The sequence below is a fragment of the Acidiferrobacter sp. SPIII_3 genome (genome assembly GCF_003184265.1).
Classification (GTDB): Bacteria; Pseudomonadota; Gammaproteobacteria; order Acidiferrobacterales; family Acidiferrobacteraceae; genus Acidiferrobacter.
This window is the reverse complement of the sequence record NZ_CP027663.1, coordinates 2,510,512-2,530,568: the sequence shown is the minus strand read 5'-3', so window position 1 is coordinate 2,530,568 and position 20,057 is coordinate 2,510,512. Positions and strand designations below refer to the sequence as shown.

The 20,057-nt window shown below is 65.5% G+C and carries 24 protein-coding genes, 1 pseudogene and 1 riboswitch; of the genes and pseudogenes, 17 read left to right on the top strand and 8 right to left on the bottom strand.

What is annotated here, in order from left to right; all coding sequences use genetic code 11:
* Positions 1-115: 115 nt before the first annotated feature.
* Positions 116-1,099, bottom strand: coding sequence for an NAD(P)H-quinone oxidoreductase (locus C4901_RS12730; RefSeq protein ID WP_110137654.1), 984 nt, complete (start codon positions 1,097-1,099; stop codon positions 116-118).
* Positions 1,100-1,573: 474 nt separating this feature from the next.
* Between C4901_RS12730 and lexA the strand changes: the two genes are divergently transcribed.
* The 4 genes from lexA to C4901_RS12710 all read left to right on the top strand — a co-directional run bounded on the left by lexA (position 1,574) and on the right by C4901_RS12710 (position 7,204).
* Positions 1,574-2,185 carry a transcriptional repressor LexA gene (lexA, locus tag C4901_RS12725; RefSeq protein WP_110137653.1) on the top strand — a complete coding sequence of 204 codons (612 nt, stop codon included), beginning with the start codon at positions 1,574-1,576 and terminating at the stop codon, positions 2,183-2,185.
* Between the two features lie 65 nt (positions 2,186-2,250).
* Positions 2,251-2,769, top strand: coding sequence for an SOS cell division inhibitor SulA (locus C4901_RS12720; RefSeq protein ID WP_110137652.1), 519 nt, complete (start codon positions 2,251-2,253; stop codon positions 2,767-2,769).
* A 14-nt stretch (positions 2,770-2,783) separates the two neighbouring features.
* Positions 2,784-4,193, top strand: coding sequence for a DNA polymerase Y family protein (locus tag C4901_RS12715; protein ID WP_110137651.1), 1,410 nt, complete (start codon positions 2,784-2,786; stop codon positions 4,191-4,193).
* Positions 4,190-7,204, top strand: a complete 3,015-nt coding sequence (locus tag C4901_RS12710) for an error-prone DNA polymerase (protein ID WP_110137650.1) — start codon at positions 4,190-4,192, stop codon at positions 7,202-7,204. The genes C4901_RS12715 and C4901_RS12710 overlap by 4 nt, the downstream gene beginning before the upstream one ends.
* Positions 7,205-7,237: 33 nt before the next feature.
* Here the strand turns inward: C4901_RS12710 and C4901_RS12705 are convergent, their stop codons facing one another.
* Entirely contained in the window at positions 7,238-8,128 is an 891-nt protein-coding gene (locus tag C4901_RS12705) for a LuxR family transcriptional regulator (RefSeq protein WP_110137649.1), read from the bottom strand.
* Positions 8,129-8,287: 159 nt separating this feature from the next.
* The gene (locus C4901_RS12700; protein WP_110138648.1) at positions 8,288-8,566 is read right to left on the bottom strand and encodes a GIY-YIG nuclease family protein; all 279 of its coding nucleotides are present in this window, start codon (positions 8,564-8,566) and stop codon (positions 8,288-8,290) included.
* A 202-nt stretch (positions 8,567-8,768) separates the two neighbouring features.
* Between C4901_RS12700 and C4901_RS12695 the strand changes: the two genes are divergently transcribed.
* On the top strand, positions 8,769-9,128 hold the full coding sequence (locus tag C4901_RS12695) for a TusE/DsrC/DsvC family sulfur relay protein (protein ID WP_205735996.1): 360 nt from the start codon (positions 8,769-8,771) through the stop codon (positions 9,126-9,128).
* Here C4901_RS12695 and C4901_RS12690 read toward each other — a convergent pair.
* A complete protein-coding gene (locus tag C4901_RS12690) occupies positions 9,125-9,376 on the bottom strand; it encodes a hypothetical protein (protein WP_110137647.1) in 252 nt (83 codons plus the stop codon). The genes C4901_RS12695 and C4901_RS12690 overlap by 4 nt on opposite strands.
* 288 nt (positions 9,377-9,664) lie before the next feature.
* On the opposite strand from C4901_RS12690, the gene C4901_RS12685 reads away from it, so the two are divergent.
* The 12 genes from C4901_RS12685 to rimI all read left to right on the top strand — a co-directional run bounded on the left by C4901_RS12685 (position 9,665) and on the right by rimI (position 15,780).
* Positions 9,665-10,159 carry a YeeE/YedE thiosulfate transporter family protein gene (locus C4901_RS12685; RefSeq protein ID WP_168185722.1) on the top strand — a complete coding sequence of 165 codons (495 nt, stop codon included), beginning with the start codon at positions 9,665-9,667 and terminating at the stop codon, positions 10,157-10,159.
* 3 nt (positions 10,160-10,162) lie between these two features.
* The gene (locus tag C4901_RS12680) at positions 10,163-10,867 is read left to right on the top strand and encodes a YeeE/YedE thiosulfate transporter family protein (protein WP_110137645.1); all 705 of its coding nucleotides are present in this window, start codon (positions 10,163-10,165) and stop codon (positions 10,865-10,867) included.
* A 106-nt stretch (positions 10,868-10,973) separates the two neighbouring features.
* Positions 10,974-11,186: a sulfurtransferase TusA family protein gene (locus tag C4901_RS12675; protein WP_168185721.1), complete on the top strand. Its 213-nt coding sequence runs from the start codon at positions 10,974-10,976 to the stop codon at positions 11,184-11,186.
* A gap of 12 nt (positions 11,187-11,198) precedes the next feature.
* A complete protein-coding gene (locus C4901_RS12670; protein ID WP_110137643.1) occupies positions 11,199-11,468 on the top strand; it encodes a hypothetical protein in 270 nt (89 codons plus the stop codon).
* Positions 11,469-11,729: 261 nt separating this feature from the next.
* A complete protein-coding gene (locus C4901_RS12665; RefSeq protein WP_145960723.1) occupies positions 11,730-12,071 on the top strand; it encodes a hypothetical protein in 342 nt (113 codons plus the stop codon).
* Between the two features lie 150 nt (positions 12,072-12,221).
* Entirely contained in the window at positions 12,222-13,082 is an 861-nt protein-coding gene (locus tag C4901_RS12660; RefSeq protein WP_145960722.1) for a rhodanese-like domain-containing protein, read from the top strand.
* Positions 13,082-13,369: a hypothetical protein gene (locus tag C4901_RS12655; RefSeq protein WP_110137640.1), complete on the top strand. Its 288-nt coding sequence runs from the start codon at positions 13,082-13,084 to the stop codon at positions 13,367-13,369. The genes C4901_RS12660 and C4901_RS12655 overlap by 1 nt, the downstream gene beginning before the upstream one ends.
* A 3-nt stretch (positions 13,370-13,372) precedes the next feature.
* The gene (locus tag C4901_RS12650; RefSeq protein ID WP_110137639.1) at positions 13,373-13,648 is read left to right on the top strand and encodes a hypothetical protein; all 276 of its coding nucleotides are present in this window, start codon (positions 13,373-13,375) and stop codon (positions 13,646-13,648) included.
* 20 nt (positions 13,649-13,668) lie between these two features.
* Positions 13,669-13,860, top strand: a complete 192-nt coding sequence (locus C4901_RS12645; protein WP_145960721.1) for a hypothetical protein — start codon at positions 13,669-13,671, stop codon at positions 13,858-13,860.
* A gap of 43 nt (positions 13,861-13,903) precedes the next feature.
* On the top strand, positions 13,904-14,554 hold the full coding sequence (locus C4901_RS12640; RefSeq protein ID WP_145960720.1) for a cytochrome c: 651 nt from the start codon (positions 13,904-13,906) through the stop codon (positions 14,552-14,554).
* Positions 14,555-14,678: 124 nt separating this feature from the next.
* Entirely contained in the window at positions 14,679-15,299 is a 621-nt protein-coding gene (locus tag C4901_RS12635) for a uracil-DNA glycosylase (RefSeq protein WP_370445985.1), read from the top strand.
* On the top strand, positions 15,292-15,780 hold the full coding sequence (rimI, locus tag C4901_RS12630; protein WP_240611769.1) for a ribosomal protein S18-alanine N-acetyltransferase: 489 nt from the start codon (positions 15,292-15,294) through the stop codon (positions 15,778-15,780). The genes C4901_RS12635 and rimI overlap by 8 nt, the downstream gene beginning before the upstream one ends.
* A 5-nt stretch (positions 15,781-15,785) precedes the next feature.
* On the opposite strand, the gene C4901_RS12625 is transcribed toward rimI, so the two are convergent.
* The 4 genes and pseudogenes from C4901_RS12625 to C4901_RS12610 form a co-directional block, all read right to left on the bottom strand.
* Positions 15,786-16,169, bottom strand: coding sequence for a CrcB family protein (locus C4901_RS12625; protein WP_110137635.1), 384 nt, complete (start codon positions 16,167-16,169; stop codon positions 15,786-15,788).
* A gap of 70 nt (positions 16,170-16,239) precedes the next feature.
* Positions 16,240-16,551: a DUF190 domain-containing protein gene (locus tag C4901_RS12620; RefSeq protein WP_110137634.1), complete on the bottom strand. Its 312-nt coding sequence runs from the start codon at positions 16,549-16,551 to the stop codon at positions 16,240-16,242.
* 15 nt (positions 16,552-16,566) lie between these two features.
* A complete protein-coding gene (locus tag C4901_RS12615; protein ID WP_205735995.1) occupies positions 16,567-16,938 on the bottom strand; it encodes a CrcB family protein in 372 nt (123 codons plus the stop codon).
* Between the two features lie 105 nt (positions 16,939-17,043).
* Positions 17,044-17,107: riboswitch (Fluoride riboswitch) on the bottom strand.
* Positions 17,108-17,222: 115 nt separating this feature from the next.
* Positions 17,223-20,056, bottom strand: a pseudogene (locus tag C4901_RS12610) (valine--tRNA ligase).
* Position 20,057 lies beyond the last annotated feature (1 nt).

Sequence of the window (20,057 nt, the reverse complement as noted above, 5' to 3'; positions counted from 1 at the left end):
AAACACTCGAGACCGTGACGGATTGTGGTCAGGCATGAGCTCCCCAAGTAAGGAGCTCATGCGCCTGCGCAATACGTAATATTCGTTGGCCCCGGCCGGGCGGGTCCGGTGCGGTTTAGGGCTTTACGGCAAGCACGATCTTGCCGCGATGGTCGCCGCTTTCCATGAGCGCATGGGCGCGCGCGGCCTCGGTGAGCGGAAACCGCGCGCCGATGTGTGGGAGCAGCCGGCCGTGATCGAGTTCGGGCCAGATGTGCTGGGCGAGTGCGTCGCGTATGGCGCGCTTTTCGCCGACCGTGCGCGGGCGCATGGCGGAGCCGGTCAACCGCAGGCGCTTGGTCAGGATCGGGGCGAGGTCGATCTCGCCTCGGTTGTCGCCGGAGAGTGCGATGAAGACGAGCCGGCCGTCACGCCTGAGGATGCCGATGTGACGCTCCAAATAGGGGGCGCCCACGACATCGAGGATCACGTCGATGCCCTGATGGCCAGTCGCCTCCATCACCGCTTCCGCGAAATCGGTCGTTCGGTAATTGATGACGTGGTGGGCGCCGGATGCGCGACAGAAGGCCGCCTTGTCGTCGTTCCCGACCGTCGCCCAGCAGGTCGCGCCAAGAAACCTGGCGAGTTGGATGGCCGTGAACCCGATGCCGCTCGTGCCGCCATGCACGAGCAGGCGCTCGCCCGCTTTCAGTGCGCCCATGTCGGCGGCGTTGGCCCATACCGTAAACCAGTTCTCGGGGAGGGCGGCGGCGGATGCCAGATCCATGTGGGCAGGGACGCGCAAGGCCTGATCAGCGGGTGTGGTGCAGTATTCGGCGTAGCCGCCGCCGGGCACGAGCGCCGTTACGGCGTCACCGCCCCGCCATTCCTGTACGCCGGCTCCTACCTCAGCGACATGCCCGGAGACCTCGAGACCAAGGATCGGGGAGGCGCCTGGCGGCGGCGGATAGCGTCCCGACCGCTGCAGGATGTCCGGGCGATTGATGCCGGCGTACGCGACTTCGATCAGGATCTCACCGGTCCGTGGGGCCGGGGTCGGGCCCTCGGCGAGTCGCAAGGTATCGGCGTCGCCACCGGGTTCGTAGTCGATGTATCGCATGCCGTGTCCCTCGGGTACGGACCACTATGGCAAAGGGCGGGGGCCCACACAAGCCCGAAAGGCCGGGCGCGCAGGACCGAAGGGGGCGTGATCGCCGGGGGTGCGGCGATACCCGGAATTATATCGGAACCTATGCGGCACGCCGGACTCGAAGAGTTTGCTATGGGGGCCATAGCCGGGTGCGGCGGGAAGTGTTTCATGAACCCGCGGGTGCACCGGACTCTGCCGTCTCCGACTTTCGGCGGATAGGGCGGGGGCATCTTTAGGCTTACCCTGGCTTCGCCTGGGATGGCGGATCGTGAAAAGGGATTTTCGACAGGATGTCGAGAGAGCAGGAAGCGCAGGGCAAGGAGGCCCATGGGACGCAGGGATGTCCTCGGTAGGGATGCCGAGTGAGGGGCTTTCTGTATCGAGGGGAGTGGCAAGGAAGCCACCCTCCTTTTTTTTCGTCTTCGTACTGTATATATTACCAGCATGTCGATTCTTACAGGGCGTCAACAGCAGGTTCTGGATTGGATCCGGGGGCAGATCGAGGCCACCGGCCGGCCGCCCACACGCGCCGAGATCGCCGCCGCCCTGGGTTTCCGGTCCGTCAACGCCGCCGAGGAGCATGTGCGGGCGTTGGCGCGCAAGGGCGTGATCGTCTTGACCCCCGGGAGTGCGCGCGGTATCCGTCTGCCGGATCGGCGCGAGGAGGGCATCCCCGTGATCGGGCGGGTGGCGGCCGGCCAGCCCCTGCTCGCGCACGCCCATGTCACCGCCCACCATCAGGTCGATCCGGCCCTGTTCCGGCCACGCGCGGACTATTTCCTGACGGTAGTCGGCGAGAGTATGCGCGATGCCGGGATTCGGGATGGGGATCTCCTGGCGGTTCACAAGACCCCGACTGCCCACGACGGACAGATCGTCGTGGCGCGGCTGGAGGACGAGGTGACGGTCAAACGCTTGCGGCGTCGCGCGGGGCAGGTCGTGTTGCTGCCGGAGAACCCGGCCTTTCGGCCGATCGTGCTACGGGACCGCGAGGATTGGGTCATAGAAGGGATCGGGGTGGGGGTGTTGCGCCAAGGGCTGGAGGGCATGCCCTGATGGCCGGGGCGGAGGCCTGGGGGGCCAGGGTGTATCGAGGGGCGGCTCCCGCCCCGGCCGCTGTCATGTCCACGGGTTTCCCGGCGCTCGATCAGGGCCTGGGGGGAGGTTGGCCGGTCGGCGTGCTGACGGAGTTGCGTGCCGGCCGGATGGGTATCGGTGAGATGCGTCTGCTGCTGCCGGTGCTGGCGGCCTTGAGCCGCGAAGGTCGACTGATATGGGTGGCGCCCCCCTACGGACCCTACGCCCCTGCGCTCGTCGCTCACGATATCGCGCTGGATCACCTGATCGTCGTGCGTCCGAGGACTCACAAGGAGGCCTTGTGGGCAGTCAGCCAAGGGCTTTTGAGCCCCGCCGTCGGGGCCGTGGTGAGTTGGTTTGGCGATATCCGTGAGCAGGAGTTCCGTGCCCTGCAGCGGCACGCCGCCCAAGGGGGGCATTGGGGCTTTTGTTTCCTGCCCCAGGACCTTGCGCCCCAGCCGTCGCGCCTGCGTCTCGTCTTGGAGTCCGCGCCAGAAGGCGTGCGCATCACGCTGGCCCGCAAGGCTGGGCGTCCGGTGGCGCCGCTTGTCGTTGCGCTCTAGCCCGGGACCGTTCCATGCTCTGGTTGGCTGTGGTCCTGACGGCGTTGCCCTTGGAGGTGTTCGCGGCACGCCCGGCGCCGTTCGCGGTGGTCGAGGACAAGGCCCTGGTCGACTGTGATGCGCAGGCCCGCGCCCAGGGCCTTACACCCGGCCTGTCCGTGGCGCAGGCCTGCGCCTTGTGTCCGTCCCTATCGCTCGGGGCCCGTGACCGGGCCGCCGAAAGCAGTCTTCTGGAGGGCCTCGCGGCCTTTGCCTACGGCTTCAGCCCGTGCGTGGTCCTGCGCGCCGATGGGGTATTGATGCGGTTTACGGATCAGGCAAGCCCGGTGGGTGACCCGCACCGGATCGTGGCCCATGTGACGCGCGGCCTGGAGGATGCGGGATATGCGTTCGAGGTCGCCATGGCGCCGACCGCCGCCCTGGCATGGCACTGCGCGCGCTCGGCGATGCGCTGCGTATGGACGTCGAAGGACCCTTGGCGCCTCGCGATGCGTTCCTTGCCCCTGACAGGGCTTTCCTGGGCGGGCGAGGCGCGTGCCGCCTGCCAGGCCCTCGGGCTTACGCGGATGGGCGATCTCCTCGATCTGCCGCGCCCGGGTCTCGCCCATCGCTTCGGTCAGGAGATCGTCCGGCTCATCGAAGGGCTCATGGGGGAGCGTCCGGAGATCGAGGATTTCTGGGCACCGGCGCCGTGGTTCAGGCGCAGACTCGCCTTTCCCCATCCGGTGGAGACGGATGAGGCCCTGGCGTTTGCGCTGGCGCGGATCGTGCGCGAGTGGGTCATGGTGCTGCGCGCCCAGGAGGCGCGCGTGGCCGGTTTTACGGTCGAGATGAATTGTGAGGACGGGAGTCTGCGGTCGGAGGTGTTTACGCTGACGCGCCCGGAGCGGGATGGCCAGGTCCTGATGCGCCTTGTGCGGGAACGGCTGCGGGATTTCCGGCCCGGGTCGGCCATAACCGCGGTGACGGTATCAGCCCCTCTGGAGGACTTGACCGAAGGCAGTCTGCCCTTGTGGCGTGATGGGCAATGGCGCGAGCAGGACTTTCGGGGGTTCTTGGACAGGCTGCAGGCGCGGCTTGGCCGTGATGCGGTGCGCGCGCTGTCTCTCCATCCGGATCACCGCCCGGAGCGTGCAAGCCGGGAGACCCCCTGGCCGTCACGCGCCCCGCAAGGGCGGATCCGTGCCCCGGCCGATCGTCCGGTATGGCTCATAGACCCCCCTGAGCGGCTGGACGTCGTTCGGGGGACGCCGATGTTTCGCGGTCCCTTGAAGTTTGCGCGCGGACCCGAACGGGTGGAAACGGGGTGGTGGGACGAGCCCGTGGTACGCGACTACTTCGTGGCCACCAATGCCAGACGTGAGTCCCTCTGGGTATTTCGCTGCGCGCGCGGCGAGTGGTTTCTGCACGGTTATTTCGCATGATCGCCTACAGCGAGCTGCATTGCCTGAGCCATTTCAGCTTTCTGCGCGGCGCTTCCGCCCCGAAGGAACTCGTGGAACGGGCCTGCGCCTTGTCCTATCGGGGGCTTGCCATAACGGATGAGTGCTCCCTGTCGGGCATCGTGCACGCCCATAGGGCCGCCAAGGATCGGGGGTTGCCTCTGATCGTGGGGTCCGAGATCACGGTCCGGGAGGGGTTGAAGTGCGTGGTCCTGGTGAGTAGCGCGTCCGGATATGCGGAGCTTTCCGAGCTCATCACGCGCGGCCGGCGGGTGGACAAGGGTGATTACGATCTGGGCATCGCCGATCTCGGCGCGCTCGCGGATTGTCTCGTGCTCTGGTGCCCGGATGCCGGGGGGGACTGTGATCCGCTTGCGGGGGCGCTTGCACGGGCCTTGGGCGCGCGGTTCTGGATTGCCGGGGAATTGCATAAGGCGGGGACCGACGATCGCCACAAGGAGCGGCTGCAGATCCTGTCCGCGCGCCTGGAAAGGCCGGTCGTGGCCTGTGGCGACGTACACATGCATAAGCGTGGGCGCCGCGCCCTGCAAGACACCATGACCGCCATTCGTCTGAAGACGACCGTGGCGGAGGCCGGGTGGGCCCTGTTTTCGAACGGCGAACGGCATCTGCGGGATATCCCGACATTATGTGCCCTCTATCCGGAGGCGTGGCTTAAGGAGACGCAGGTCGTGGCCGAGGCCTGCCGTTTTTCCCTGGAGGACCTCCGGTATCGTTATCCGCGCCAGGGCCGCAGTCCACGCCATTCCCTGGGACAATTGATCCGGTTGACGCGCGCGGGCCTTGCGGCGCGCTATCCGCGGGGTGTGCCGGATTCCGTGCGGTCTTTGGTGCGCCACGAACTCTCTCTCATAGGGGAACTGGCCTATGCGGATTACTTTTTGACCGTCCACGATCTCGTGCGGTTTGCCAAAGGTCGCGGCATCCTCTGTCAGGGGCGGGGGTCCGCGGCCAATTCCGTGGTCTGCTATGCCTTGGGTATCACGGCGGTGGACCCCGCGCGTCTCGAGGTCTTGTTCGAGCGGTTCATTTCGCGCGAACGCCATGAGCCCCCGGATATCGACATCGATTTCGAGCACGAGCGACGCGAGGAGGTCATTCAGTACTTGTATGAGCGTTATGGTCGCGAGCGCGCCGCCATGACGGCGAGCGTCATCACGTATCGGACACGCAGCGCGCTGCGCGACGTCGCCAAGGCCCTGGGTTGCGAGACCGCGCTCGTGGATCGCCTGGCGGGATTGCTCGGTTGGTGGGAGGGGGTCGATGTCTTGGAGGGGCGGTTGGTCGAGCATGGTTATGACGTGCGCAGGTCGCCCTTTCGCCCGCTCATTGCCCTGGTGCGCGAGCTGGCCGGCCGCCCCCGCCATCTCTCGCAGCATACCGGGGGCATGGTGTTGTCGCAGGAGGCCCTGACGCGGCTCATCCCGATAGAGAAGGCGGCGATGCCCGGCCGGACGGTGCTGCAGTGGGGCAAGGACGATCTGGATGCGCTGCGCATCATGAAGGTCGATTGCCTGGGGCTTGGCATGTTGACGGCGCTGCAAAAGGCCTTTGCGCTCATGCGCGAGCATGGGCTCGGCCCTGGCGCGTTAGGCGAGATACCGGCCGAAGACCCCGCCGTCTACGAGATGGTGTCGGCTGCCGACACGGTGGGCGTTTTTCAGATCGAATCACGCGCGCAGATGGCGCTCCTGCCGCGTCTTAGGCCGCGCGCCTTCTACGATCTCGTCGTTCAGATCGCGATCGTGCGCCCCGGGCCGATCCAGGGGAATATGGTCCACCCCTATCTGCGCCGGCGCCAGGGACGCGAGGCGGTGTCCTACCCCAGCCGTGAGATCGAGGCGGTCCTCGGCCGGACGCTCGGGATACCGCTCTTTCAGGAACAGGTGATCAAGCTCGCGGTCGTGGCTGCGGGTTTTTCGCCAGGCGAGGCCGACGAGCTAAGGCGCGCCATGGGGGCCTGGAGGAGGGACGGAGACCTTCAGGCCTTCAAGGGGCGGTTCCTGAAAGGGATGGGTGCGCGCGGCTATGGCGAGGACTACGCCCAGGACATCTATCGCCAGATCCACGGTTTCGGGGCCTATGGTTTCCCGGAATCCCATGCCGCGAGCTTCGCGCTTCTGGCCTACGCCAGTGCCTGGCTCAAATGCCATGTCCCCGATGTCTATTTATGTGCCTTATTGAACAGCCAGCCGCTCGGTTTCTATGCGCCATCGCAACTCATAGCCGACGCCCGGCGTCACGGGGTGCGGGTATTGGCGCCGGATGCCCGCTCAAGCCAGGTGGCCACGGTTTTGGAGATGCGCCCAAGCGGACGGGCCGTGCGTCTTGGTCTCGACCTCGTGCGAGGGCTTACCCGCAAGGGGGCCGCGCGGCTTGCGCAATTACCCTTGCGGGGGCGTTCCTCATGGCGCTCCATGGCGCAAGGCGTGTCCCTGTCGCGGGCCGACGGCTGGCGGTTGGCGCAGGGTGGGACCTTGGATGATGTGTGCGGATCACGGCCGCAGGCCTTGTGGGAAAGTCTCGCGATCCAGGCGCCCCTGCCGCTATTTGCGGACCCCGAGGAGGTGCGGGTGTGGCGGCGTCCGGGCACCCACGCCGACGATGTGGCCGCCGATTATCAAGCGCTGGGCTTTTCCTTGCGTGGCCACCCGGTGGGGCTTATGCGCAAGCGCCTCGCATCCCATGTCCTGCCGATCGCGACCCTGGGGGGTGTAAGATCCGGCACCATCGCAACCATTGCCGGTCTCGTGACGAGCCGGCAAAGGCCGGGGTCCGCCAAGGGTCTTATGTTCCTGCTGTTGGAAGACGAGACCGGTACCGCGAATGTCATCGTGTCCCCGGAGGTGGCGCAGGCATTCCGTGCACTGGTTCTGCGATCCGCCCTGGTGCTCGTCAAAGGCGTTCTGGAGCGCACCTCAGACAAGGTCCAGCATATCCATGCGCGCGCATTCACGCGGATCCCGACCTGATGCCCAGGGATCTGCCCGCATTCCTTTCCGTCCTTACAAGATTCCCATCTCTATCGCCTTTTTGATGCAGGCCCGCCGGTTCTTCATGCCCATCTTGATGCGCACCGCATCGAGATGCTCCTCCACGGTTTTGATCGATATTCCGAGTATGCTGCCGATCCCTTTATAACTCACCCCATGGGCAAACAGCGCAAGCACCTCGCGTTGGCGGATCGTAATCCCGCCAAACGATATCTTGTTGCCCACAAGCCGCCCGATCTCCCGCGCAATCGATCGCGCCAAGGCCAGCTTTTCATAGACAGGGCCTTCGGGCGCCGAGATGTCGAGGCATCCGATGAGTGCCCCATCGGCGCTTATGACCGGGGCCGCCACGCACGTCCAGTCATGGAATATGCGACAGAGGTGCTCCTCTCCCTTCAAGATGACCGGACCTTGCGCCGCCAGAGCGAGCGCCACGGCATTGGTCCCGGCGCTATCTTCGGCCAGTGACGCCCCTGCCCGGAGGCCTATAGTGGCGGCGGCGGACACGATCTCCGGGCGTGACCATAATCCCAATATGCGGCCTTGACCGTTGGTGAAGATAAAAAGATCGCTGGCCTCCTTGATGTCACCCATGTATTCCATGACGACCAGATGCCCATAGGTGACAAGTTTGCCATTCTGCTGGAGAAAATTCCGGGTTTCTCCCTCCCCAAAGGTGTCGTCTATGCGCCGTTTGCTCTCACAAACGTCAAACATACGGCATCGCTCATAGGAGGCGGCCAGCACGTTTTGCGGTACGATATCCGAGGCGTCCGCAGCCTGCATGTATTGGATGGTATTCCACATATTCTCCCCCGATTGCGCGAGCATGACGATATCCGGGCACGGGAGGAGCCGCACCATCATGGTGTCGGTACCGCATGTCTTCCTATGCCCCTTCATGGGACAGGCCCTAAGGCCGCGCGCCTACTATCGTGGGCAGGAAATGGGGAGTCAACCTGCAACAATAGTCAGGCGGGACAATGGGACTATCCGAAACACCGGTATAATAGCGTGGTACGTCATGCCGCTCCCGCGGCTCTTACCGGGGGCGTTTCCGCCTTACGGAACGTGCGATTCCTTTGCAAGAACCCAAAGGCGGCAGAGGCGTCTTTTATCCGCGGCCGGCAACCGCTTTATGTGCGCCTCGAGGCGACTTGCCTGCGAGCGGTCCGGGCAGGTCGTGAAGGCCAGCATGCGGCGCGGTTTATTCATGCGTGTAAAGGCCGCGCCGCGGCCGGCGACATGTTCACGGAACCGGCGGGCGATATCCGTGGTGATCCCGGTGTAGAGGCGGTCGTTGGCGCATTCCAGGATGTAGACGAACCAGGGCGATGACATGCGACGGTCTCGATGAGTCATGCGCCGAGGCGGGGGCGCGCACGCCCGAATCTTGCGCCAGAAGAGGGCGGGTGGCAAGGCAGCGGGTCTCTTGACCTGCATCAAGGCATGTCGGCGGCCCGATCTGAAAAAGTGCCGCGTAAAAGAGACCTTCAGATGCGCCGATACGAACATCGCGCCTGCGAGAGGGCCTTTAGGTGTAATGAAGACCGATTCCGGGGGATATATGGAGCTCATGGTGGGAGATGCGCGTGTCGTTACCGACGATGAGGGTTACCTCATCGACCCTGGGGATTGGAGCGAGTCCGTGGCCGAGGTCCTGGCGCGCTCCGAGGGCCTGGCCCTGAACGGCGACCATTGGGAGGTGATCCGTTTCGTGCGGGCGTTCTTCGATGAGCACCAGGTGACCCCGGATGCCCGTTTCGCGATCCGTCATCTGGCCGATCACGGCATGGGCGCCAAGGCCCGCGCGCGCCTCTTCGAGTTGTTCCCTTACGGCTACGTGAAACAGGCCTGCAAGGTCGCCGGCATGCGCCGGCCGCGCGGCTGGAGCACCGGCTAAGGAGGATCGGCCTCCACCAGGGACCCGGTCGGCCGCCCGCAACCCGGGAGGTGTACGGTCCTGCCGATCTCCGGGAATCCGCGGTTTCCCATCGTGACCGTTTCGAGCCCGTCGCGGTCGAGGTCGGTCATCGCCGTGGCCCCGGCGGAGCGGGCCGTATCCTGCCTACGATTGCGCATGGCCGCGCCGGACACACCTATGATCTTGCAAGGCCGCGGCGCCGGCCCATCGATGATGGGTGCGGTCATACGCCAGGCCCGGGCCCGCGAGGCGGGACGTCACCATCCTGGTGACACACTCTCCCAAGATGGTGACACCGTGATCCGGCATGACCCGGAATACCCAGGAAATCCCCCGGTTTCACTGCTGGCGCGGGTTTTGCTGATGGGATGGTCGGGAGCCGCGGTGACCGGATCACGAGGGTTGCCGGTATCCCGATGGACGGCGGTCGGAGTGGGTATGGGATGCCCTGGTTCCCGACCGCATGGCGGCCGGTGTGCCATTGCAGGGTCACACGCACAAACGGGGGTGATGCCGTGGAGTTTTTCAAGAAATCTCTGGATCCCATAGTCGCGCTGGCGATCATTGCGGTATTCGATATCTTTCTGTTTCAAATCGTCGGCGCGTGGACTGTGGGCGGCGGCGAGACCATGATCGCCGGCTTGTTCGTGAAGGCCCTGGTCGGCGCCAAGGAGATGAACCGCATCCCGTTCTGGCGCATGGTATTCAAGCCGACGTGGGCCTATTGGAAGATCTACATCAGTCTCGGCATGGGGTTCGGGGCGCTCGTGAGCGCGATCCTGAGCAAGGAGTTCTATTGGCGGGTCCCGAAGCACTTGTCGGAGTGGGTGATGATCACCATCGGTGGTCTGCTCATGGGTATCGGTATTCGCCTGTCCTTTGTCTGTAACGTCAGCACCTTTCTAGGTCTCACGCCGGAGATGAATCTTGGCGGTTACTTGGCGGTGAGCGGCCTTGTGATCGGCGCGTGGGTCGGGACCTGGGTGTACAAGAAGATTCTGGAGGCCTGACCAATGATTACCGTAGACGGTCAATGCCTGGCGGCGTTCGTTTTTGGAACCACCGTCGGGGTGCTCGTGCAAAGGTCGCGCTGGTGCAATACCGCGGCTTTGCGCGACGCCATGCTCTTCAAGAGCTACCGCAACACCAAGGCCTTGCTGGTGGCGATGATGATCCTCACCGTGGGCTTTACGGCCATGATCAGTTTCGGCAATGGCAATCCCATGCGCTTCGATGTCGGGATCAACCAGTTCGTCGGACTGTTTCTGTTTGGCATCGGTATGGTCTTCGCCGGTGCCTGCACGGTGTCATCGTGGGTGAAGACCGGCGAGGGCAATATCGGCGCCTTGTGGGCCCTGCTGTTTCTTATCGTCGGCCTGTTTCTGTCCTCGCTCATGTGGTCGTTCTCCTACTGGCCGCTCGCCGGACAGACGATGACCGGACACGCGAACGCCGCCGGCCTGCAATTCGGCTGGGCAGATGCCCTGACCTTGCAGCGCGATACCGGGATTCCGGCGATCTTTTTCGGTCTTATTCAGACCGCCGCGCTCTATGCCCTGTATCGACGCATCCTGAAGCGCGAGCGCGCGACCCTCGTTGCGGAGGGTAAAGCCGAGCCGAGGGTGGCCGCGCCCGTGGGGGCGGCATCACCGACACTCGCCAAGACCGCCGACGACGCCGGCGACACAACGGCCGCCCTACCTACCTTAGGAGATTGATGTCATGGGTCTATTCAACCGTAAAGCCGCTCCAACCGCAGCCGTTTCGACGGCGCCTGCCGCGCAGGTAACCTTGGAGGATGGGAACACCTACACGATAAGCCGCGTGGTTGATGTCCTGGGGGATTCCTGTCCGCGTCCGCAGCTCATGACCAAAAAGGCCTTGAACGAGGCCGCATCGGGGGCGGTGATAGAGGTCAAGGTGGATAATCCGACGTCCATGGAGGCCTTGCCGACGGTGATGGCGGCGGTCAACGGCACGCATCTCGCGACCCTCAAGGCCGATCGTTATTGGCGCGTCTTCGTGCGCAAGAACTAGGGAGGATATGCCATGCTTCCTGTCGGTCAAAGGCAGATGCTGACGCTGGCGTTGCTGGCTGGTGTCATGACCATCGGCACCTTTGTGTACATCCTGGCCATGCCTCCGGCCTATCTGCACCGTACGCGCGATGGGGTCGCGTATTTCACGCCGCCTGTCATAAACCCCGTCAATGGCAAGCCGCTGAACGTGGATCGGCTCGCCCAGTACTATAAGGGCAATGTCGCCGCCGGCGTCTACGCCGTGGAAAAGTCCGCGATCGCGAAGACCGCCGGACACTAGGAGGACTTATGGACCTGAACGTGCCAACGATTGCGCAAATCGCCATGTTCGTCGTCATGATGTATGTGCTCTATGTGGCCCTGACGACCGACGTATTCTAGGGGTAGGGAGGTCTTATGACAGTGAAAGATGTGCTTCATGGGGTGAGCCTGCCAGACGCCGGCTGCGCGCCGCCTGTGCAGCAGGCGCGGGCGGCTACGGGTGGCGGGGAGATGACGCCCGGCCAGATCCTTCTCTATTGCGGTTCGTGCATCGCCCTGGGTGAGCCTGCCAGACGCCGGCTGCGCGCCGCCTGTGCAGCAGGCGCGGGCGGCTACGGGTGGCGGGGAGATGACGCCCGGCCAGATCCTTCTCTATTGCGGTTCGTGCATCGCCCTGGTGGTGATCGGCATGTCGTTTCTGATGCGCGCGGCCTCAGTGTCGCCGGAGACGATAAAGCGCTCGGAGACCCCGCAGACCGTGGGCCGGTTCGCGCCCATTCCGATGGGCGGCCTGTATGGCACCGTAACGGTCCGTGAACTCGTGAATTACTACCTTCAGAACCCGCCGCCGGCGCAGGGCGGGGCGTTCGTGCCGCGCCTGCCGAAGATCGGGGGCTGCTGACGGTGCATGCCGTGGCACCGTAACGGTCCGTGAACTCGTGAATTACTACCTTCAGAACCCGCCGCCGGCGCAGGGCGGGGCGTTCGTGCCGCGCCTGCCGAAGATCGGGGGCTGCTGACGGTGCATGCCGCATCGCTTCCGGCGTTCGCCATGAGCCATGGGGTCGCGCCCGGGGCGCTCGTGGCGCGCTCGCACCTGCCTTGGCCCTTGCCGGCGCGTAGCGTGGTCGTGGATACACGTCGCCGTGCCGTGTGCGTGCGTCGGTCGGTGGCGGGCGGCCTCTGCCTGAATCCGCGCATGCTTCTCACTTCGCGCGGCCGACTGGCGAGTTGGCGCAACGTCCGCTGGCTCCTCGGGGCACTGAGGCTGACCGGGGCCGAGACGGCGATCGTGGTCGGCGACCGGGCAAGGCGTGAGGATTTCGTGGCCGGCATGTTGTATGTCGCCGGCCAAAGGCGGGTGGAGGTGGTGGCGGATCCGGTGACGGCGTGGCTTGCGCGCCATCCCGGGGCGCTCGGCGCCGGAACGACCCGCGGTGTATTCCGTGAGGCTATTTACACCGCCTGGCCACGTACGCGGCTTGTGGTGTTGCGCCAGGAATTGGCGGCGCGCCCGCCAACGGGTGGGGAGGGATACCTTCCGGTCGATGGGCGGGCTCGCGGGCGCTACCGGCTTGGCCACATTCCTGGGGCACGATCCCTGCCGATGGCCGATGTAGGGCGCGATCGGACGGCCATGCGCAGCCTGATCTTTGCCCGGCGTCCGGTGGTCGCGTACGGCGCCGGGCCCTATGGATCGATGGCCTACTTTGCGCGACTCCGGATGCTCGCGGTGCGCGCGCGTGTGTTTGCCGGCGGCTGGCGGGACTGGACGCGCGGGCGGGGCGTGCGCGCCCGTCCTGGCCGAACTCCGGGGTTGCCAGCCCCGGATAAGTCCTTGGCGGTGGCGTCGGTGGGTGCCGCTATTGCCGCTATTATGGTTCTGGTATGGCGCATGACAAGGAGGCGCTAATGGATATCCTGTTTCTGGTGTCGCGGACCGAATCGGCGCCCCTGCTGCGCGGTTTCCTGCGCGCTTGCGAGCGCCGCCAGATTGAATGCGGCTGTTTCTTTACCGGCCCCGCCGCGCAGCTCGCTTCCGATCCGGAGATCATAGCCTGCCTGCATGCCGGTCCGGGTTCGGCGGTCTGTGAATATTCCTGGGAGCGCTTCGGGCGGGGACAATGCCCCATCCCGCTCGGGAGCCAGACCGACAACAGCGCCATGACCGCCGCCGCGCGGCGCATCGTGAGCCTCTAGGTCATGGGCACGGCAAAGACATTGGTGGTCCTTGGTCGTCACGATCACACAGAGGCGATGCGCGTGGCCGCGGGACTTACGATATTCGGTCATGCGGTGCGCCTGATCCTTATGGGGGGGCCGGTCGCCGATACGCCGGAAAACGCCGTACAGGCCGAAAGTCTCGAGCTCGCCGATGTAGAGCCGGAGACCACGGTCCCCGATCAGGGCTTGCCCTACCTTGACACCGCCGCGCTTGCCGCCGCGCTTGCCACCGCCGAGGCCGTCATTTCGCTATGAAGCATCCGGAGGAAAGTGTCATGCGTATCGTGGTCCTCGAGACGGATCTTTTTTCGGACCGGCGCACCATGGACGAGGCCTTGGCGTCTCTGGAACGGGCGCCGACGAGGCATCGTCTGTCCCGTCATGACCTGCGCCCGGCCCTCAGCGAGGACGAGTGGGATGCCGTGCTCGATGCCATCCTGGCGGGCGACGTGGTCGTGACCGTGTGAGATGGGGGATCGACCTCCGCCCCGGGCTGTGTCCGCCGGTCGTGTGCAGCGCCTCCGGCTGGTCATGCTCGCCGCCGTGCTCGTACCGATCCTGGCGCATGCCGATCGCGGCATGCGCTTGCGCGTGGAGGTGGCCCTGTTGGCCCATGAGACGCACCAGGCGGTCCGAGGCCCGGTGTCGGCGCGGCTCCTCGCGCGCATCCATAGCGATCTCGGGGTGCTTGGCTTCGAGGCGCGATCCTATTGTGCCCGGGCCGGATGTGACGTAGGGCCGATCAAGGCCCGTATCAGGGTTGCCCGCAAGGCCCTGAGGCGCAAGGCGATGCCCGCGGTATGGTCGGAGATGCGCGCGCTACGGCGGCGGTTCCCGGTTGATCTGCGCGGCATCCTGCCGCTGCGTCCTCGGGGGCATCGTTGGCGCGAGGGCCGATTTCTCTATACGCACCTGTGCGCGACCTGCCATGCGGCGGCGGGCCCCGGGAGCCCGGTCCCCGACCTCTTTACGCTGGCGCACCAGGAAAAGCCCGCGGATCTGATCGTGGAGATCCTGGCCGGGGTTCGGGGGACGCGTGCCGTAGGCTATGCCAATCCCTTGAGCGGCCGCCAAGTCGCGGGCCTCGCTGACTATCTGACCGCGCCCACCGGGATGCCGGCTACATCCAGGGGCTCTGGGGAGGCTGCGGCCGGTCATTAGAGGATGTGGCGGGGTACGCAATCGTCCCGGCGGCGCCTCCACCGGTAAAATCTCCGCCCATCGGCGTGCGGCCGGTTATACTTCCCGCATGGACAGTCGTAGCACACGCCCGTGGCTCAAGGCCATGGGGATCACCGTCTGGCAACGCCGAGAGCCCATCGCGGCCGCGAACGCCCCGGGGGCTTGCGCGGATGCGGGTGAATGGGGGCGCCTGGAGGATGAGGTCCGCTCGTGCGTGCGCTGCGGGCTGCATGCCGGGCGCACGCAGACGGTATTCGGGACGGGTTTGCGCACCGCCACATGGTGTTTCGTGGGCGAGGCGCCGGGGGCCGAGGAGGACCGGCGTGGCGAGCCCTTTGTCGGGCGCGCGGGCCATCTGCTCGATGCTATGCTGCGGGCCCTGGCCCTGGATCGCGAGCAGGTCTTTATCGCCAACGTCCTAAAGTGCCGGCCGCCGGGGAATCGGGACCCGCAGCCGTCCGAAGTGGCGGCATGCCTGCCCTATTTGCGCGCACAGATTGCCGCCGTCCGACCTCGGGTCGTGGTGGCCCTGGGACGGTTTGCCGCCCAGAGCCTGCTGGCCACGGACCAGCCGCTCGGCAGGCTTCGAGGAGCCCTGCATGACTACGAGGGCATCCCGGTGGTGGTGACGTATCATCCGGCCTACCTCTTACGGCGTCCGGCGGACAAGGCCGCCGCCTGGGCCGACCTGAAACGCGCCCGGGGGGTCGTGGCCGATGAGTAGCTGGCGGCTACCGGCCCAATCCGCGCGCAATACGCCGTCGCAGATCCGACTCCGGGCGATGGCCCGCGAGGACCTGCCGTTCGTCATGCAGGTCGAACGGCAGGCCTATGAGTTCCCCTGGACCGAGGGGATATTCCGCGATTGCCTGCGGGTCGGTTACTGCTGCCGGGTGCTCGAGGATGGGGGGCGCCTCGTGGGCCATGGGGTCATGGCGGTCGCCGTCGGCGAATGTCATCTGCTGAATATCTGTGTCCATCCGCGCTATCAACGACGCGGGCTCGGGCGGCGGATGCTGAATCATTTGCTGGATGTCGCGCGTCATGGGCAGGCCAAGGTCGCCCTGCTCGAGGTGCGGCGCTCCAACAAGGCCGCCTACGCGCTCTATTACGGCCTCGGATTCAATGAGATCGGTCTGCGCAAGAATTATTATCCGACGCGTCACGGCCGGGAAGACGCCCTGGTGCTCGCCTGCGATCTGTGATGTCGCTATCCGCCCGAGATGCTGCGTGATAGCCAGGCGCCAAAGGTCGTGGCCGCGAGACCCAGCACCACCGACCCCAGGAGGTAGCTCATCCCCATGACCCAGGCCCCATGCTCTATGAGCCCCAGCGCCCCGAAGGTGTAGGTCGAGAAGGTGGTATAGGCCCCGAGGAAACCCGTGAGCAGGCCGGTACGCAGCTCCGGGCTCATGCTGATGCGCTCCAGGGTCTCGAAGAACAGGAAGCCCATCGCGAACGAGCCCAGTAGGTTGATCGACAGGATGTTCCACGGAAAGGGACCACCCACGACGTGGGCCACGACCAGCGCCTGCAAATAGCGGGCGATGGCACCGAAGATGGCAAACACCGCGATGAATGCCAGGGTCTTCATGGGCAGCACCCAGGGCGCATGTCGTGGCGCCTTGGTGCCAGGGCGTGGATGCGCGGTGCCGGGAGGTCCGCTACAGGCATAGCGCGGGCCACTTCACGATGTGCCCGGGGGGAACGAGCCCCCGCAGCGCGACGAGCGCCGCGGCGACTGCCGCGGGGGTGTCGAAAAATTCAATGACGAGCGGCAGGCGCGCGGTCATGTGCAAAAGGTCGGCGGCGTGGATCTCGCCATGGACCCCGAGCCCGGCGACGCCGCGGAACACCGTCACCCCCTGGACCTTGTGCTGATCCTGAAGCAGGGCGAAGATCCGTTTCATGACATCGAGGCCGCCGGCGTGGTTACCCTCGCGAATAAAGATGCGTGCGATTTCAATACCCTTCATCCGGCTCTTTCCCTCTCACAGACGAGGCGCGCTAAGCGCCCCGAGAAGCGCGGCACCAAGCCCGAGGGCGAGCGACGTCGCGACATACGCAAGACCACGTAGCACCTGTCCCTCTTCCACGAGCAGCAGGGTCTCCAGCGAGAAGGTGGAGAAGGTCGTATAAGTGCCGATGCCGCCTATGATCACCCCGGTGCGCAGTGCCGCGCTCACCGGTATCCCGTGGACGAGCATGTAGGAGAGGAGGCCTATGAGAAACGAGCCCATGACATTGATCGAGAGCGTGGCCCACGGAAAGGCCCGCCCGAGGAGGCGTTGTACCACGAGGTTCTGCCCATAGCGCAACCATGCCCCAAGCACGGCAAAGCAGGCGATCCACACAAAAGTCACCGGTCCTCCTCGGTGGCCGAGACACGGGGTTTGGTCGGGCCCATGGGGGCGCAGGATCAATCGGGGGTGGCGAATGGATGAGCACACCCACATTTCCGATACCCGGAAATCGTAGGCATCATCAGCCGCGAGGGCGGTTATAGGGAGGCATGCCATCTCCCGCGAGACGCCCGCCAGTCTACCGGCGGCAGGCAACGGGCGCAAGCATGGGTCCGGGGGATGCGCCGCCGATACCCGTGTGTCCGCGCGTCGTGCCCCGTCTCCATTGATAGGTAAAAGTGAGGTTAGCCGGAGAGCCGCGCCATGCGCGTCTCCTGCTCGGAGAGCTTGTGCAGGCGCTCCTCGAAGTCCGCAAGCCGCCGGCGCTCCTCGTCGACCACCGCCACCGGTGCGCGTTCGACAAAGTCGGTCCGCCCGAGCTTGGCGCGTGCGCGCCCGATCTCGCGTTCGATTTTCTCGATCTCCTTGGCAAGACGGCGCAGCTCGGCGGCCTTGTCGATCAGTCCCGCAAGCGGGACGAGCACGCGTACCGACCCGGCCAATCCGACCGCCGACTCCGGCGTCAGCGTATCGGCGGCCAGATGCGTGATTTCCGAAAGCCGCGCCAGCGTCATGATCGTTCGCTCATGGGCGCGAACGAGTTCCGCCAGGTGCTGGGCGCCATCCAGGATTACAGGGATGCGGGCGCTGGGCGCGATGTTCATTTCGCCACGGATGGTGCGCACGGTGCCGATGATGCCCATGAGCGCCTGCATGTCGGCGGTCGCGCGCGCATCGATGCGGCTTTGGTCGCAGCGCGGATAGGGCGCGCGCATGATGGTGGCTGCGCCGCGGCCGCATAGTGGCGCCACCCGTCCCCACAAGGTCTCGGTGATGAAGGGCATGAACGGATGCAAAAGCCGCAGGGCGGTCTCCAGTACGCGCACCAGCGTGCGGCGCGTGCCGCGGGCCGCGGGCGCGTCGGCATCAGCGAGGACGGTCTTCGACCACTCGAGATACCAGCTGCAGTACTCATCCCATATGAAGCCGTAGAGGGCCTGCGTGGCGAGATCGAAACGGTAGGCGGCAAACGCCTCCTCGACCGCGCGCTCGGTCTCTTGGAGGCGGGATATGATCCAGCGATCTCCGATGTCGAGGACATAATCCCCTTCATTGCCGCAGTCCGCATTTTCGGTATTCAGCAATACGAAACGCGCGGCGTTCCAGAGCTTGTTGCAGAAGTTGCGGTAGCCGTCGATGCGCGCGCGGTCGAAGTTGATGTTCCGGCCCTGGGTGGCGAGGCTCGCAAAGGTCATGCGCAGGGCATCGGTGCCGTAGGATGGTATGCCCTCGGGATATTCGCGTTCGGTGGCCCGGCGGATCTCCTCGGCCCTGGCCGGCTGCATGAGACCGCTCGTGCGTTTGGCGATGAGATCCGGGAGGCTTATGCCGTCTATGAGGTCGATCGGATCGATCACGTTGCCGCGCGACTTCGACATCTTCTGGCCCTTGGCATCCAGCACCAGACCGTGGACATAGACCTCGCGAAACGGGACGTCGCCCGTGAACTTGAGGCCCATCATGATCATGCGCGCCACCCAAAAGAAGATGATATCGAACCCGGTCACAAGCACGCGGGTGGGATAAAAGCGCGCCAGGGCCTCGGTCCGGTCCGGCCAGCCGAGCGTCGAAAATGGCCAGAGGGCCGAGGAGAACCAGGTATCGAGGACATCCGGATCCTGCGTGAGCGCGACGCCAGCGCCCAGCCCGTGGCGCGCGCGCGCCTCGTCTTCGCTGCGCGCGACATATATCCGTCCGGCATTGTCATACCAGGCGGGGATACGGTGCCCCCACCAGATCTGGCGCGATATGCACCAGTCCTTGATGTTGCGCATCCATTCGTAATAGGTCTTGTCCCAGTTCTCGGGCACGAAGCGGATACGGCCGTCCTCGACCGCCGCGAGCGCTGGCTGGGCGAGATCGGCGGTGCGCACGTACCATTGGTCCGTGAGCCAGGGCTCGATCACAGCCCCGCTGCGTTCGCCGCGCGGGACCTTGAGCTTGTGGGGCTGCACCTGTTCCAGGAGCCCCGCCGCCTTGAGGTCGGCCACGATCCGCTGCCGCGCCTCCTCGCGGCTGAGCCCGTGATAGGGTGAGCCCGGCAACTGGATGTGGGCGGTCTTGTCCAGGATGTTGGTGAGCGCCAGCCCATGACGTTGGCCGACCTCGTAGTCATTGAAGTCGTGCGCCGGCGTGATCTTCACGCAGCCCGATCCGAAGGCCGGGTCGACATAGTCATCGGCGATGATGGGGATTTCGCGTGCGGAGAGCGGCAGACTTACGGTCTGCCCGACGAGCCGCCGGTAACGCGGGTCGTCGGGATGCACGGCCACCGCCTCATCGCCGAGCAGGGTCTCGGGGCGGGCGGGTCGTCGGGATGCACGGCCACCGCCTCATCGCCGAGCAGGGTCTCGGGGCGGGTGGTGGCGACGACTAGGTGCCCTCCGGAGGGCAGCGGGTAACGGATGTGCCAGAGATGGCCATCCTCCTCCTCGGCCGTGACCTCGAGATCGGAGACCGCTGTCTCGAGTCGCGGGTCCCAGTTCACGAGTCGCTGCCCGCGATAGATGAGCCCCTCATCATACAGGCGGACGAACACCTCGCGCACCGCGCGCGACAGCCCTTCGTCGAGCGTGAAGCGTTCGCGTGACCAGTCGACCGATGCCCCCATGCGCCGCAACTGCTCGCTGATGCGTCCGCCGGAGCGCGCCTTCCAGTTCCAGACCGCCTCGAGGAATCGCTTGCGACCCAGCGCCACGCGGCTTTCGCCGGCCGCCTCCAACTGCCGTTCGACGACCATCTGCGTGGCGATACCGGCATGGTCGGTACCAGGCTGCCAGAGGGTGTCATCGCCACGCATCCGGTGGTAGCGCGTGAGCGCGTCCATGATGGTGTCCTGAAAGGCGTGGCCCATGTGCAGGCTGCCGGTCACGTTGGGCGGGGGGATGACGATGCAGTACCCGGGCCCATGCCCGGAGGGCGCGAACACGCCGCTCGCCTCCCATTGTGCGTAGATGGCCTTTTCTATCTCGCCGGGCTCGTAACTCTTGGCGAGGGTGTGTGGCAATGGTTCTGTCATC